Source organism: Paraburkholderia sediminicola, from assembly GCF_046026895.1.
GTDB classification, from domain to species: Bacteria; Pseudomonadota; Gammaproteobacteria; order Burkholderiales; family Burkholderiaceae; genus Paraburkholderia; species Paraburkholderia sediminicola_C.
On the sequence record NZ_JAQQEU010000118.1, the window covers coordinates 1 to 14911 of the forward strand.

Here is a 14911-nt window from a genome sequence, read left to right on the forward strand (position 1 = left end):
GGCCAACCGCCCACTTCGGCGCACAACCATATGCTAGTGGCAAGGCGGCCAGCTATCCACAGTTGCGTTCCGTAACGCTGGCCGCCATTCCGACGCATCTGGTGGCCGACATCAACTCTGGCGGCTACGACACCAACGAAATGGTGTACGCCAAAAGTCCAACGCCTGCTGGGAAGTAGTCGCCAGCGCCGCTGACGATCCGGCGCTGCGTTCAAAATCGTGTTTCCACGTGGCCGAAACCGAGATCGCCCCCGCGATCGATCCGATCATTGCGCGCATCGAACTGCCCGGCGCTCGGGGCAATCACAGATTGATGATCGAGCCGCAGCAACGGCTCGCTTTCATCGCGTGCGAAGGCAATGAGAAGCTGGTGCTCGACATGCGCAGAATGCACGTCATGTCATCGTTCGACGTAGTCAAGACCTGGATGTTTTGGCCTTCGTCCCCGTTGCATCTGCTATATGTCTCCGGCGAAGTTGGATACCTTTACACCGGCATATTTTTATGTGGTCCGTTTGAGAGACAACAAGCTGTGGCGGAGTGAGCAGTGTCTTTGTCTGATTGGATACACCTAATCGCCTACCTTTCGCTTAGCGCTATGAATTATTACGTTTGCTTTCGTCAACCGCGGCGCTATGGTTCAGCATTTTGGCTGACCCGGGACGGATCCAGAGAAGAATGGAACGACGATCAGCTTCGACAAAGACCGCACTGGCGCTCCACCGACGAAGCGGAACTGTGGCCTGCCGGGTAGCAGCCCCTCGCTGGACTGTCGAGCCAGCGTGTGGACCAGGGCCGACCGCGTTACGCCCTTCGACGATTTCGCGTTGGGTACCAATACTGGGCCGTGACGCTCGAAATGAATCACATTCGCCAAGGCAGTCGCGCCTTCCGATGCACCGTCTGTTCGAGAACCGCAAGCGGTTCGCTAAGGGCGGTCGGAGCATTTGAGACCGTGCAGCAGGCCAGTTGTGGACTGCACCGCTGCGTTTCAAGAACGGAGGGGACATGTCAGGAGCGCTTCTTCCACTTGATAGCCTAGGTGCAATTGAGAATGCTGGCACGGTAACATTTGGAATTTGGCTGCCATGGGTTTCCGCGGGGGATGGCAACGCGGTTACTGTGAAGATCATCCACGAACGTGATCAATTCCTCCAGAATATCCCTCCGCGAAATTACGCCATGGCGCACAGCATTCGTGCGCCGCACGGTGACTTCTGGTCGGTGTCAGTACCGATCGCCGGAACTGAGCCCGCGCAGACGAGCTCAGCCTGGGGAACCGAGGGCCGCTACCTGTATCGGTATCAGGTCGACAACCCGGCAGTCGGCCAACTGGACTGGATCATCGATCCGTTCGCGCGGGAGTTTGGTACCGGCAAGGTTTCAGCTTTTACGCTCGGATACCAGCCTTGGGCATGGAGCGCGTCGGAGACGCAGTGGAAAACGCCCGTGCTGGATGACCTAATACTGTATGAAGTCAATATAGCCGAACTCGGTAACGGGTTCGATCATGCCGCCGACTTCATGGCATACCTTCAGGATCTTGGCGTCAATGGGATCGAAGTGATGCCTTTATCCAATGTGGGCGAGCAGGTGGACTGGGGATACTTGCCGATCGGATATTTTGGAGTCGACGAACGGTTCGGTAAACGGTCCGACTTTCAGCGACTCGTGGACATTGCACATCAGCATGGAATCGCCATTATCGTTGATGCCGTATACGGCCATACGGGCGTCGGTTTTCCATACTTCGACGCCTATACGCGTCTTCAATATCGCGAGAACCCGTTCATGGGGCCGTTTGCCAAAGACTACTTTAGCAATTTCGGAAAGAGCACTGACTTCAGACGTCAACTAACGCAGGATTATTTCTTTACGGTAAATCATCACTGGCTCTCGGTATACCACGTGGACGGCTTCCGCTACGACTGTGTACCTAACTACTGGGACGGTCCGCTGGGTGTTGGATATGCGAATCTGGTCTATGAGACGTACCGTCTTGCGCAAAATCGCATTGGCCAAGCCGAGCCTTACTGGAACCGATTCGACGCAGGTGGCGGCTCGCCACTCAGGTTGATTCAATGTGCTGAGCAACTTGAGGCGCCAGAGGACGTTTTGCGCCAGTCCTATTCGAACTGTACATGGCAAAACCGGACCTTCGATGCTGCAAAGGAGGTTGCCCGGGGCGACCGAGGACGGCTCGCGGACTGGGGGCTGTCACTCGGTCTTTTTGGGTACATAGAGGAGGACAGGGCAAATGGAGATGTGATTTCCAAGACAGCGTTGCAGTACATCGAGAATCACGATCACGAGCGATTCATCTGCAACTTCGGTTTAACCAACCCCGACGAAGCCGGCAATCCCCTTTTTCTTGAAGGAGATCGGGAGCGTTGGTACGCGCTGCAGCCCTTTCTAATCGCCACGCTGCTGAGCAAGGGAATTCCGATGCTTTGGCAAGGCGAAGAGTTCTGTGAAAACTACTTCATGCCTGATTTCGGCGCCGGGCGCGTTGCGCTGCTGCGGCCGCTGCGGTGGGACTACTTCTACGACAACCCGGGGAAGCAGATCGTGACGCTGATCAGGAAGCTGCTTCGCCTTCGGCGCGAGCGATCACATATCCGCCGGGGAACATACTTTTTCTTCAATGATTGGGATCGGTACCTGTCGAAAGGTCTGCTGCTTTTCGCTCGATACGAGGACACCCAATACAGCCTCGTGGCAGTCAATACTGGGGACGTTGAGCAGACGGTGCCATTTTGGTTTCCCGCCGCAGGCGACTATTCCGACGAACTAGAAGGCGGCGAGTTTTCCCTGAACGGGGTCGTTCCGCTCGCTGAGACGACGCTTTCGGTCCCCTCCCACTATGGCCGGGTATGGACCGCACTGCAGGGGCCCCTCTGAGATTGCCAGCGAAGCCTCGTCCCGGAGTTATCGGGGGGCGGTGAAGGATTAGCAAGGTCGTGAGCTATCTACTCAGGACTTCCTGGCGAGCACGGCGGCCCACCGCCCGGGCTCGGCTCAACGCTCGACAAGTGGAGAACAAGTGAAACTTTCCCTGCCTACGCCCGACACCGATTTCTCGCGCGATGTCCTTGGGCGGTACATCTGCAACACTTTCGACGAGATGCTGGTCACAATCGATCCGAACGCACGCGCGGCCTCGGGCCTGCCTGCCCGCGGGGATCTGCGGCCATTTGACTTCATCGTCATCGGCGGCGGGACCTTCGGCTCAACGCTCGCCGAGGATCTCTGGTTTCGTGCGACGAGCCGCACCGAGCGCATTCTAGTGCTCGAGGGGGGACCGTTCTTCTTGCCGGAACACGTGCAGAACCTCCCGGGCCTCGGCATAAAGAACCCCGACGCGCGCAAGGATCACTTGCCGCAGAGCGAGGTCTGGGGCCTCGCATGGAATTCGAACGACCCGATCGGTTTTCCCGGCTTAGCTTATTGCCTCGGGGGCCGCTCTGTCTTCTGGGGCGGCTGGTCGCCGCGGCTGCTTGATTCTGAAACGCCCACCTCCGCGTGGCCTCCGTCAGTCCTTAACGACCTGAACCCGACGAGGTTACCCGACGGCAGCAAAGGTTACTTCCGCCAGTCTAGCGATCAGATTGGAGTGACCGCCACCAACGACTTCATCTTCGGCGATCTGCATCATGCGATGCGCTCGCAGCTCTTCGACGGATTGACCGCAGGCGGCATCACCGACGCAATCGCGCTCGCGAGTCTACCCGACCACCCGGCCGCTGTTTACAGCGACACGCCGTTCACACTGGCCGAGTTAGCGGCGCTGCTCGGCGTCGATCTGCCCAACCCTCTGCCGAGCGGGGTGCAGCTCACGCAACTCGAGGAGAAGCTCCGGAACCTGGCAAAGCTCGAAGCGCCGCTCGCGGTGCAAGGGCAGCCCGGCCATGCTGGATTCTTTCCTTTCAACAAGTTCAGCGCCGTACCCCTGCTGACCAAGGCGACGCGGGAAGCAGTTACCGAATCCGCCGGAGACGACGTCAAAAAGCGCGTGATGGTCGTCCCGCGCTGCCACGTAATCCGGTTGAACACGATTAGCGATGCGGGCGGCCAGCGCGTATACGAGCTCGTCACCGAGCGGGGAAACATTTCGGTTTCGCCCGACACCAAGGTGATCCTCGCGCTTGCGGGAAGGGCGGGACCGGCGACCTGGTGGTCATTGGCGGCAGTCCGCTCGCGCCGCGGCTGGCGCCGTTCGAACGGCTCGCGGTGCCGGCGGAGCTGTCCGGCGGAGAGGGGGCGCATGGAACCGGAAAGCGCGGCACCAACCGGGCGACGGTGTTTGCGTTCATCCGTGCGCCGCACGACCTCGCGGCGATCCACGCGTACCTGCACCGCTACCGGGACCGGCCGGCGACGCTACGGGCTTACACACGCGAGCTCGAACGCCTGATCCTGTGGGCGGTGGTGGTGCGCGGCGTGGCGGTGTCGTCGATGACGGTCGAGGACTGCGAGGCCTACAAGGATTTTCTCTCGGCCCCGTCGCCGGCGTTCACGGGCCCGAAGCAGTCCCGCGCGGGCGGCCGCTGGCGGCCGTTTGCCCCCGGCGGGCTGTCGGCCGACAGCCAGGCGTATGCGGTGCGCGTGCTGCGCGCGGCGTTCGCGTGGCTCGTCGAGGTGCGCTATCTGGCCGGCAATCCGTGGAGCGCGGTGCACGATCCGGTGACGGTGACCCGCGAGGTCGCGGTGCAGGTCAGGCGCGCGCTGCCGGCGGACCTGTGGACGGGTCTGCGGGCCGTGCTCGACGCCCGCTGTGCCGGGGACGACGCGGAGGGACAGGACGCCGAAGCCCGGCAGTGGCGCACCGCGCGCGCGGCGATCCTGCTGATGGGCGATTCGGGGCTGCGGCGTGATGAAGCGGCGCACGCCCGTCGCGAAAACCTGCGCCTGTCGCCGCGCCCTTCGGGCGGCGCCCCAGTCTGGGCGTTGACGGTGACCGGCAAGCGCCGCAGACAGCGCACGGTGCCGGTCAGCGCGGCCACGGTGCGCGCGCTGCGCGAACACTGGGCCGATCGCGGGCGCGACTTCGATGCGCCGCTGGACTCCGCGCCGCTGATCGTGCCGCTGGTGATTCCGGCGACCGGCCCGGCGCTGGAGAAACACGGCGGCGCCGTCGAGGCGCCGTATTCGGCCGATGCATTCGGGCATCTGGTCCGTCAGGCCATCCAGCGTATGACCGTCGAATTTGGGGCGCGGCCGGACGTCCCGAAAGCACATCTGGTCCAGCTCGCGAATACCTCCGCGCACGCGTTCCGGCACACCTTCGGCACGCGCGCGGTGGCGCGTGAAGTGTCACGACTGACCGTCCCCGTTTTGTGAATAGTGACACCCATTGTCATTCAAATGAATTACAATGCGGAATCTGGAGCTACACGTAGGAGTATCGTCATGGCTGCGACTGCATTAGTGCAAACGCGCATCGACCCCGCGCTGAAAGAGCGCGCGGCTGCGGTGCTCGACAACATGGGACTGACTGTCTCGGATGCCGTGCGAATCCTCCTGACGCGCGTTGCCAATGAAGGTGCGTTGCCGTTCGCCTTTGCGACCGACCCGGCTGTACATGACGCCTGGTTCCGCGCGAAGGTGCAGGAAGCATTGGACGACCCGCGCCCCGCTACCTCAGACGATGAAGTCGAAGCTCATTTCGCCAGGCGCCGCGCCGCGGCCCTTCGCAAAGCCGGCGAAGGTGACGCGTGAGGCTTGAATGGTCTGCTTCCGCAATAGAGGATCGCGACGCGATTTTTGACTACATCGAAGAGGACAGTCCATATGCGGCCGTCGTCGTGGATGATCGGATCCGTGTGCAAGTCAGGCAGCTACTGCAGTTTCCCGAGACAGGTCGTCCGGGGCGCATCGAAGGTACTCGCGAACTAGTGATAAGCCGAACACCGTATATCGCGGCCTATCGGATCACGGGGGAAACAGTGCGCATCCTGCGGGTGTTGCACGGGGCGCAGCTATGGCCCGATGAAATGTTGGGTTAACCATGTTCCTTGGACTCGCGCCAGAGCGTATGGATTGGCGCGAGCTTGTGTTCAGGCTGCGACTGTGTGAAGGGCACCAAGGCCCACCTGGAACGAATGTCACGTAGTTTGGCGACACACTGGTATTGCCGGAATTGTTGTTGACGGTGAGCGAGACTGGAACCGTGGTAAGCCCGTTCTGAAATGCGTAACCCGCACCCAACGCGAACAGCAGATAGCTTCCCGGCTTACCCGTCGGGCTGATCCACACATACAGATTAACGTTGTTGCCCTTGCCTCGGCACGAATGAGTTCGTCCTTGGCGGATTGTCCTTCACGAACGAGCCTGCCGGCCGGCAGACTGATGTCAAGCGCACCAATGGTTAGCGCAATCGGTTGGGTGTCGCGTCTCTTGGACGCTGTAGCGTCGGCTTCACCCGGCGGATTCAACCGGTGGATGCAATAGTTTGCTGGAATCGTTCGGCGGGCGTGTCGTAATCCAGTGTCTTTCTTGGACGCTCGTTCAGTCGTCTTGCCACAGCGTTGAGTTTGGCCTGCGAATACACTGACAGATCGGTACCTTTCGGGAAGTACTGTCTTAATAGTCCATTCGTGTTCTCATTCGACCCACGCTGCCAGGGATGTTGCGGGTCGCAGAAGTAGACGGCAATGTCGGTGGCGACGGTGAAGCGCTTGTGCCCGGCCATCTCCGTCCCCCGATCCCAGGTGAGTGACTTGTAGAGTTCCTGCGGTAACTTGCGGGCATGTTTGATGAGCGCATTGATGACCGTTTCGCTGTCCTTGCTGGCTATCTTCACCAGCATGACATAGCGTGTCTGGCGTTCGACGAGCGTCGCAATCTGGCTGCTGCCGCTACCGCACAGCAGATCACCTTCCCAGTGGCCCGGTACCGCGCGGTCTTCAACGGTAGCCGGGCGTTCGCTGATCGATACGGTGTCGCGAATCCTGCCGTGATCCTCCGTCTTTAGCGTGTGATGGCGCGAACGGCGCATGGCCCGGGTGCGCCGCAGGTGCTCCAGCAACTCCTTCTTCAGGGCCCCACGGGCCTGTATGAAGAGAGAACGATAGATTGTCTCGTGGGACACGTGGTAGTCCTCGTTGTCTGGATACGCGCGTCTGAGCCATCCGGCGATCTGCTGCGGTGACCACTGCAGTTGTAGCTTGGCTGCCACGATGTGCGCCAACATCCGGTGCTCAACCAGTTTACAGGCTTTGGGTCGCTGCGCGCGATCCCACGCGAGCTGATCGGCGTGGCTTGCCCGATAGCCGTCCGGGCCGCTGTTACGTTTGATCTCACGACAGATGGTGGAGGGAGCTCGCGAAAGTCGCATGGCGATTGACTGGATCGAATCGTCGGCCGCAAGTGCCCGTGAGATCTCTTCGCGTTCCTCCAGCGTCAATGCCAATCTCGATCGATGCCTTTGTGGTGGCTGGATTCCACCTGTCTCAGCCAGAATCCCCTGTACAGACGAGTGGTTCCGGTCAAAAAGCTGGGCGATCTTCTGGAGAGACTCTCCCTTGCGCCAACGTTCCCACATCAGCGCTTTCTGCTTCTCGCTGTAGTAAATCCGGCGTCGCTGTTTCATCTGCAACACTCCCACTGCTTGCGCAGTCTTAAGTGTGTTGCATCCACCGGTTGAATCCGCCCCGATAAGCAGCCGCTCGCCAATAAATCGACGTCTTATCGCCGGGACACGATTGGCCTGACAACTATCGGTGACAATGCGCAATGTGCTCCTTTGTCGCGGTGCGTCGCCAAGATGCCGCGTACTTTGTCGAGGCCGAACCGCGCTTCGGCTAGGCTACCGTCGCGTCCCCGATGCTCGACGTCATGAGTACCCGTTTCCGCAATCGAGCGACCGCTTGGCTTGGCGCGGTCAACTCATGCTCTTGACCGCGTTCCTCCACGCAGAGAGAACCTGTGGCCCTACTGATCGTCCACCAAATGATGCATCCCAGTCGAGGAATGCCTGAATACGCTGAACCACGTCCGGGTCGGAGCAGTCCCTGCGAGTCAGAGAATCGAGATGCCCGCCGTTCAGCAGAACGTGAACGACTGCAACAGTGAAAAGGAGGTCGTCGCCTCCGAGCGCATCGAGATACGGCCAGAGTGCACCGACGTCAGCACCGCCTCCAGCGGCTCGAAACGCGTTGGGGTAACGTGCTAAAAGCCCTTCGAGTATGCTTCGCCACTTGTCGTCCGCGAGACTCCAGTGGGTCGCAAACTGCAGGACGGATTCGAAGAGCTTCTTCCACATAGGCGCGGCCAGATTGCGCAGTTCCCCACTGTCCGCCATGATCCATTGGAGCAGCGCGAGTCCCACGTTGGCGAGAAAGAGACTCGGATGAACCGCGTCGCGGTCATTGCTGTATGACCAGTGCACGGCTTCCCTGCGCTGCGTCGCCAGCATGGCCCAGTCCTTGTTCCACGAGCCGATCGCGTCGCTTTCCTGCAGATACAGCTTCGCAACCGTGTAGTGCCGCCAATTCGGCAGCCTTTCCGTAATCCCATAGAGCTGGATTCTTCGCACACAGAATGGCGCTGGAACACCGGCCTGAGCTCCGCCTTTCGACAGGTCGCACCCGAACCGTTCACGAGGACCGCAATTATGAAATAGTCAAAGCTCTGCGCAAGCTTGGAATTTATCTTTGCCGCGCTCCATCCGTCATCGGCAGTCTTTTCTTCCTCCTCTTTCTCGGTCACGTCCAGATCAGCAAACTGCGCGATCGCCGTCGCATCAACGGCGTGCTCCGCCATGACGTCAACCGTCGCGGAAAATATGCCGTCAAAATGCTCGCCGCTTCTGGCGCTGGCAAGCCGGATGAGACTTGTTCATTCTGATGTCGCCAGCAAGGAACGGCTCACGGTTAGACGGTTGTAGCCTGGTCATTCCTGATCGCAGTGCACTTTGAAGTGCGTTAGCTCCGCACGCCCGAATGCATTGCTGATTGCGACGTCAGCTGCGTCGCGACCGTACGCCATCAGAACGCGTCCGATGCGCGGCGCGTTGTTTCGCGGATCGAAGGTTTGCCAGGTGCCGCCCACGTAGGCTTCGAACCACCCCGCGAAATCCATCGGCGCTGTAACCGGCGGCAAGCCTACATCACTGATATAGCCGGTGCAGTATCGCGCCGGAATATTCATCGCACGGCACAGCGTAATGCCCAGATGTGCAAAGTCACGGCAGACGCCTTTGCGTTCCTGGTACGCGCCACATGCGGTTTTGGTTGGCCGCGCATGTCTGTAATCGAATTCGACATGTTGGTGCACGAAGTCACAGATTGCCAGCACAGTCTTGAGGCCGGGCGTGCACTGGCCAAAGAGCTGCCACGCGGTTTCGACCATCAGATCAGTTTCGCAATAGCGGCTGCCCAGCAGAAAAACCAGGGTATCGTCGGGCAAGTGCTCGACCGGATGAGCCCAATCGTCGCCGGGCCGGGTTTCCATGGCGCCAGATACATTGAGGAGCGCCGTCGTGCGCAGTCCAACACCTCCGACGGGCGCCACAATCCGGCTGCACAGGTTGCCGAACAGATCGCGGTACTGTCTTGTCGGCACGGGCGGATCAGTAACGAGCACATCCGCCACGAGGATATCCTTCGCATGCGAAAAATGCGTGTTCAGCATCAGCATCATCGGTGTTGGTCTGGAGCACTCGAATGACAGTTCATATCCGACGCGAAGCTTCATCAAAGCTTTCCTGGTTTAACTGATCGTTGGGGGAGTGCTGCGGCCAGGCATTACGGAGCGTTGCGGAAGGCATGACAAACATCATCGCACGATGCCGGGCTCCAGGCCTGCATCAAAAACAATCGCCTGCCGGCGTTACCGTCTGCGCGGCACTCCGTGAAAGAGGTCACATCCCCGCCGGAATCGGATGCCAAGCAGGCTCAGATGACGTCGGCGGTCCGATCGCCAACTCTGTGCGTCGTAGCGTCGAACGCGGCGACCCGTCCCGGGTACGACGTGGTACCGAGTCGGAAAAAAGAAAAAATGGAATCAGTCGACTGGCCCGAGTAACACGTCGATTGCGGCTTGACCCGCGATTTCGGCCACCAGGTAGGCCCATCGTTGGCGGTCAGCTCGTCTTTCACGCCAGATTTCACCAGCGAACCGAAGTACGTCTTTCCATCGTGCGTGATCTCGATGTCTCACGTGCGCAACACGCTTCGGACACGTGCGAGATAGATAGTTCCGTCCCCCCAATGCGCCTGCATGACGCGCAAGAGGGCAGAAAATGTACTGATCCCATGAAAGGCCGCAAACCCAAAAAAGCCTTGACGATCTTCTCCTCATAGAAGGCAACTGCTGGTCGTACAGCAGGTCACGGCTTCAAATTCCGATATTCAGGTTGTTGAATGTGACAAGGCAGAGAAAAGCTTTGCTATCCACTACATTGCCGATTTACGTCCGGCGGACGGCGACACGCGTCGCACTTGAACTGGCCTCTTAATAGTATGGCCCGAGCGTCGACGGACGAAGCAGGTCTATCTGGCCGTCAGCCACACAAAAGCGGAGCGCGGCGGCATTGCGATCGTCACCGTTTGATCCACGCCGACCACGAGCGAAAGGGAAGACGATGCGCCGACCGACGCAGAACTCTCAAGCGCCGTGCCGTGAGGCAATCCAGTGGCGAAAGTTCTCGTCACAGCGGCGGTGTCCGACGTATTAATGGCGACGATGGCAACCGTCGACTGATAAGACATCTTGTAGGCGAAAGCCCCTGGCCCCGCACTGTCCTGGTCAAGAATTGCCGGCGTGCCGCGCGAGAGAACTTTGTTGTTCTTGCGCAAGTTGGCCATCTGCGCGATGAACTGATAGAGCGGCGCGGCTGTGTCGAAATGGTCGCGGCCTCCCGATGCATAGCCGTTTGCGAACATCGCGCCTCTTTGCTCGGTGAAAGCCTGCTCAGTTCCGTAATAGATTACCGGTATGCCCGGCAACGTCATTATCAGCAGCAGCCCTTGCTGCAACTCAGCCATCGTTCCATGCGCGAGGAAGCGGTCGACGTCGTGATTGTCAAGAAACGTCGGCATCAGATAGGGACGCCTGAACACCTGCATCATGTCCTGGATCCGATAGCCAAGCTCAGCCGTGGCATGCCGTTGAGTCAGGACATCCCACAGCGTGCCGTACAGCGGATAGTTGAGCATCGCGGGCAGGATGTCGGCGCCGCTGGGATCCACCATATATGACTCGATCTTCACCGAACTTGCGTTCTGATAGGGGGCGTCTGTGACGAAACCCTCGCCGAACGCGAGAAAGCTGGCTTTGCCATTGGAAAGTGCTACCTGACGGATACCGGGCGCTGCCGGATCGTTTGCGTACATGAAGTCGCTGAAGAAGGCTTGGGGCACATAAAAAGCCGTGTCGATGCGAAATGCATCGACGCCGACCGTTGAGATCCAGTATCCATAGCTGCTTCTGAGGGCTTCGCGCACGACCGGGTTCTCTGTGTTCAGATCATCAAGCCCGTAGAGCTGATAGTTGAACAACTGGTCCGGATTGCCGAAGTCGCTAATGTCGGGTGTCCAATGGTAGATGTCCGCGGCGCGCTGGGCGGGATCGGTTGCGTCGTCCATATTGAAGGGCGCTTGCGTCGGCGCGGTCACCGGAACTGATGCAGTATTGCGCGACCAGCCGAGCGCGGGATTGTTCGCGTTCCATGCGCCGTCATAAAAGAAGAAGTCGCCGGTATGATTCACGACAATGTCCTGTATCAGATACATTTGGGACTTGTGCAGGGCGCTCGACAAATTCCGATAGTCGTCGAGCGAGCCCATGTGCTTGTCGACCTGCTCAAAGTTCGCAGCCCAGTAGCCGTGATATCCGCCGTAGTTCACGAGCGGGTCCCACCACTGGTTTGCGACCGGCGGCGTCAGCCAGACCGCCGTCGCCCCCAGACCGTGGATATAGGCGATTTTCTGTTCGATGCCGCGAATGTCGCCGCCGCTGTACTTGGCGTTATTTGTCGGGTCGAACTCGCCCGCGCCCTGATTGTCGTTGGTCGGATCGCCGTCATTGAAGCGATCGGTCAGAATGAAATAGATAATCTGATCCCGCCACTCCGGCGAGGGTACCTGGAGGGCCAGCTGATCGGAGCTGTCGGAAGACCCGCATGCCGCAATGCAGCAGCTTATGATCGCTGCGAGGATGGCCGATCTTAAACGAACGTGTGTGTATCGCATTTTCGACCTCACCTCTCATCAAACTATCCGAAGTGTACGACCGATACGTCCGCCGGTCAGCCTCGTGTTTGCCAGTAGGCTTCTTGCTCTGGTGGGAAACGGCGACCGATCTCAGCGAAGTGCTCGACAGCGTGCTTGACGATCCAGAGTTTGGCCCGGATATCGATCGTGACCGGATCGGCGCAGTCGGATATTCATTAGGTGGCTACGCCGCGCTGGAATTGGCCGGTGCACGCACTGACCTGCACGCGTTCGAATCCTATTGCTACTCTTCGGACTCGGACGCGACTTACCACTCGCCAGGCAAAAAACAACCATGGCCGTTGTGCTGCTGCAACCTTGAGGGCGTTGGGATATCCGAGTCGCGGGAGGCTCGCCGCCTGGATCGAAGAGCTGCATCCCGAAATCGGAAAACGCATTGTCGGCAGAGCAACTGGCAGCATTCCGAAATCGCCGGCGGTGAAGCAGGCGGCAGTCATCGAACTGTGCACCAGAGAGGAAAGCGCGGGCCTGCTTGCCCAGAAAGCAGGGGTGAGCAGGCCGACGCTTTACAATTGGAAGAACCAGCTACTCGGTCGTGAAGCCCCAGCATCCATGAAACGCCAGAAGAAGCCAGCACCGGACAGTGAGCGTGCGAAACTGGAACAGCAGGTCGAATCGCTTCGACGCGACGTCCGGCAACTGCAGCTCGAGCACGACATCCTGAAGAAGGCGAACGAACTGATAAAAAAAGGAATGGGCATCGTCCCGCAACTCCTGAGCAACCGGGAGAAAACGATGCTGGTTGATGCCCCGAAAAACCCCTACACGTTGTCAGAGCTTTTAGCCGTATTGGGGCTAGCTCGCAGTTCCTACTTCTATCATCGTGCGCGTCTGCTCGTGGCCGACAAGTATGCTGGTGTGCTTCAGAACCAAACGCTATCGAACGGACTCGGTCGTCACGGTTTGTCTTCCCCGGGACTACCGCCGGTCGAATGCAATGATACAAGTCGCGCGAGCACGATAGCCGGATAGAGTTGGCCAATCAGCGCTTCGAGATTCGCAAGCGATCTCGCTTGAGGCGCGACGGGCACAATGTCGCCATACCCTGCCGTGGTCAACGTCGTGAAACTGAAATAGATCCAAGTTGAGACGCTCTCTGAATTCTGATCCAGCGTAGCGGAATGGAACGCCTTGTGAAGCAGGATACTGACGAGCTGATAGGCCTCCGCCCAGATGACGCCCACCAGTATGTAAAGAGCGATGGCTCCGTGTATCCGGTCAAATGTGACTTTTCCTGGAGCGAAAACACTCATTGCGATGGTCACGCTGATGAGCCCAGCTGCAAGAAGAGTAGTTTCGTCACGCAGCGCCAGCGTGAGGTCAGCCGGAAATACCCAACTTGCCCCGCGTACAGCGATAGCAACCAGAGCAACCAGTGCGATCAGCACGGAGGCCTTGGGTCGCTCTGTTGCCGTCACTACGCCGGTCAGGAGGATTAACGAAAGAAGCAGGTCTTGCGCAATCCGGCCCATCGGGCTGTTCCGCTCAGTGAAGAATGGCGCGACAAACACGGCGATCACTAGGAGCACCAGAAGCGCGGCCATGCTGGCCTTGCGTAACGGTGCGACGCGGTCTGCCAATCGTTGTATGCAGGACATCGCTTCTCCCGTCAAACGAATACAGGTTATTCAGTTCTTCGCGAGAATTTCAAAGACCCAAACCGGGCTTGGGGCGCACCGCATGTTCGGCAATTGAATCACACCCGCCGGCAGTTTCAAAGCGGTGTTCAGTTCCCAGTACGAGCAAGGCACAACTCCGGCTGACGGTCGGGCGCCCCCGGCGCACCAACCTTACGATCTCGTCGGAGTCGGCCCGCAACCTCACGCGGGGCATTTGGCAATTGAATGTCTGCTGACAATTGGAGGAGACGTTCGAGCGTCCCTATGACCGTAATGACGAATGGCCGTACCTGGCGGGCTACTGCCTCATGCAAATAGCATGCTCCATGCGAACCTCCCGAGGTCGCGATCGACAGCACGCGACCCTGTGCGGTCGGTTGTCTCGATTACAGAAGTTCGACAGCCGGCTTCAGTCAGATGTGCGCCGACAGTGAGTTTGTGTTGGCTCTATCTGATAGCGGCCTTTGGGGCGTTGCCTGTCGTGCCGCTGTGGGACGGGCTCGAGGAAAGGTTTCAAAAACCGTCCTTGCTCCCGTGAGCGCGAACGGCGTGCGCGTGCATCAAAAAAATAGCCCGCCATGAGAGTCGGCAGGCTACAGAAACACACGCCGGGAAATGAGGGTAGCAACTCCCCGGACTGATCAAGATATGCAAATACTTTTTCCGAGTCAACATGAAACGCCGTTGAATGAAACCGGCGCCGTTCCTAGCTCTACCTCGCCGGATCGTCAACGATTTAAAACAAGCTGTCGAACATCTCTAGTTGGCCGGTCAGTGCCCACCCGCTGACCGGCCTAACAACCTACACCTCCGTCTGTTCCGCCATTTCAAGTGCGTCATCTACCTCGATGCCGAGGTACCGGACTGTGCTTTCAAGCCTATTGCCTGCAGGCAATAGAGCAGAGGTTTTTTGATCACCGGTCGCGGGTTGATTCTGTCGCGACCCTGTTCATATGTCCGGGCCGCGACCGCCAATCAAAAAACCCTCTGCTTTGTGAGAACTTTCGGATAAGCCGAACTCGGGCCGGCCCTCGACATGCCCTGGAGTGCCGTTAT

General features: G+C 59.1%; 12 protein-coding genes and 4 pseudogenes. 10 read left to right on the forward strand and 6 right to left on the reverse strand.

Going from position 1 to position 14911, the window contains the following annotated elements; all coding sequences use genetic code 11:
* From PQR02_RS37520 to PQR02_RS37550, 7 genes and pseudogenes are all read left to right on the forward strand, one after another.
* Positions 1 to 158: pseudogene (locus tag PQR02_RS37520) on the forward strand (IS4 family transposase); the annotation flags it as partial.
* A gap of 71 nt (positions 159 to 229) precedes the next feature.
* Positions 230 to 544, forward strand: a complete 315-nt coding sequence (locus tag PQR02_RS37525) for a hypothetical protein (protein ID WP_408242899.1) — start codon at positions 230 to 232, stop codon at positions 542 to 544.
* 578 nt (positions 545 to 1122) lie between these two features.
* On the forward strand, positions 1123 to 2901 hold the full coding sequence (locus PQR02_RS37530) for an alpha-amylase family glycosyl hydrolase (protein WP_408242900.1): 1779 nt from the start codon (positions 1123 to 1125) through the stop codon (positions 2899 to 2901).
* A gap of 142 nt (positions 2902 to 3043) precedes the next feature.
* Positions 3044 to 4414: a hypothetical protein gene (locus tag PQR02_RS37535; RefSeq protein WP_408242901.1), complete on the forward strand. Its 1371-nt coding sequence runs from the start codon at positions 3044 to 3046 to the stop codon at positions 4412 to 4414.
* Positions 4300 to 5340 carry a tyrosine-type recombinase/integrase gene (locus PQR02_RS37540; protein ID WP_408242902.1) on the forward strand — a complete coding sequence of 347 codons (1041 nt, stop codon included), beginning with the start codon at positions 4300 to 4302 and terminating at the stop codon, positions 5338 to 5340. The genes PQR02_RS37535 and PQR02_RS37540 overlap by 115 nt, the downstream gene beginning before the upstream one ends.
* A 69-nt stretch (positions 5341 to 5409) precedes the next feature.
* Positions 5410 to 5718, forward strand: a complete 309-nt coding sequence (locus PQR02_RS37545) for a type II toxin-antitoxin system RelB/DinJ family antitoxin (protein ID WP_408242903.1) — start codon at positions 5410 to 5412, stop codon at positions 5716 to 5718.
* Positions 5715 to 6005, forward strand: coding sequence for a type II toxin-antitoxin system RelE/ParE family toxin (locus PQR02_RS37550; RefSeq protein WP_408242904.1), 291 nt, complete (start codon positions 5715 to 5717; stop codon positions 6003 to 6005). The genes PQR02_RS37545 and PQR02_RS37550 overlap by 4 nt, the downstream gene beginning before the upstream one ends.
* A 425-nt stretch (positions 6006 to 6430) precedes the next feature.
* Here the strand turns inward: PQR02_RS37550 and PQR02_RS37555 are convergent, their stop codons facing one another.
* Entirely contained in the window at positions 6431 to 7591 is a 1161-nt protein-coding gene (locus PQR02_RS37555; RefSeq protein ID WP_408242905.1) for an IS30 family transposase, read from the reverse strand.
* A gap of 291 nt (positions 7592 to 7882) precedes the next feature.
* Positions 7883 to 8416 carry a hypothetical protein gene (locus PQR02_RS37560; protein ID WP_408242906.1) on the reverse strand — a complete coding sequence of 178 codons (534 nt, stop codon included), beginning with the start codon at positions 8414 to 8416 and terminating at the stop codon, positions 7883 to 7885.
* 125 nt (positions 8417 to 8541) lie between these two features.
* On the opposite strand from PQR02_RS37560, the gene PQR02_RS37565 reads away from it, so the two are divergent.
* On the forward strand, positions 8542 to 8847 hold the full coding sequence (locus PQR02_RS37565) for a hypothetical protein (RefSeq protein WP_408242907.1): 306 nt from the start codon (positions 8542 to 8544) through the stop codon (positions 8845 to 8847).
* A 45-nt stretch (positions 8848 to 8892) separates the two neighbouring features.
* Here the strand turns inward: PQR02_RS37565 and PQR02_RS37570 are convergent, their stop codons facing one another.
* Positions 8893 to 9696 carry a transglutaminase-like domain-containing protein gene (locus PQR02_RS37570; protein ID WP_408242908.1) on the reverse strand — a complete coding sequence of 268 codons (804 nt, stop codon included), beginning with the start codon at positions 9694 to 9696 and terminating at the stop codon, positions 8893 to 8895.
* 797 nt (positions 9697 to 10493) lie between these two features.
* Entirely contained in the window at positions 10494 to 12194 is a 1701-nt protein-coding gene (locus PQR02_RS37575; RefSeq protein ID WP_408242909.1) for an alpha-amylase family glycosyl hydrolase, read from the reverse strand.
* A 77-nt stretch (positions 12195 to 12271) separates the two neighbouring features.
* Between PQR02_RS37575 and PQR02_RS37580 the strand changes: the two are divergent.
* Together PQR02_RS37580 and PQR02_RS37585 are read left to right on the forward strand one after the other, a co-directional pair.
* Positions 12272 to 12496 (forward strand): annotated as a pseudogene (locus tag PQR02_RS37580) (alpha/beta hydrolase family protein); the annotation flags it as partial.
* A 10-nt stretch (positions 12497 to 12506) separates the two neighbouring features.
* A pseudogene (locus PQR02_RS37585) lies at positions 12507 to 13097 on the forward strand (transposase); the annotation flags it as partial.
* A 35-nt stretch (positions 13098 to 13132) separates the two neighbouring features.
* Here the strand turns inward: PQR02_RS37585 and PQR02_RS37590 are convergent.
* Together PQR02_RS37590 and PQR02_RS37595 are read right to left on the reverse strand one after the other, a co-directional pair.
* Complete coding sequence (locus PQR02_RS37590) at positions 13133 to 13780, reverse strand: potassium channel family protein (RefSeq protein ID WP_408242910.1); 648 nt, start codon at positions 13778 to 13780, stop codon at positions 13133 to 13135.
* A gap of 877 nt (positions 13781 to 14657) precedes the next feature.
* Positions 14658 to 14735: pseudogene (locus PQR02_RS37595) on the reverse strand (integrase); the annotation flags it as partial.
* Positions 14736 to 14911 lie beyond the last annotated feature (176 nt).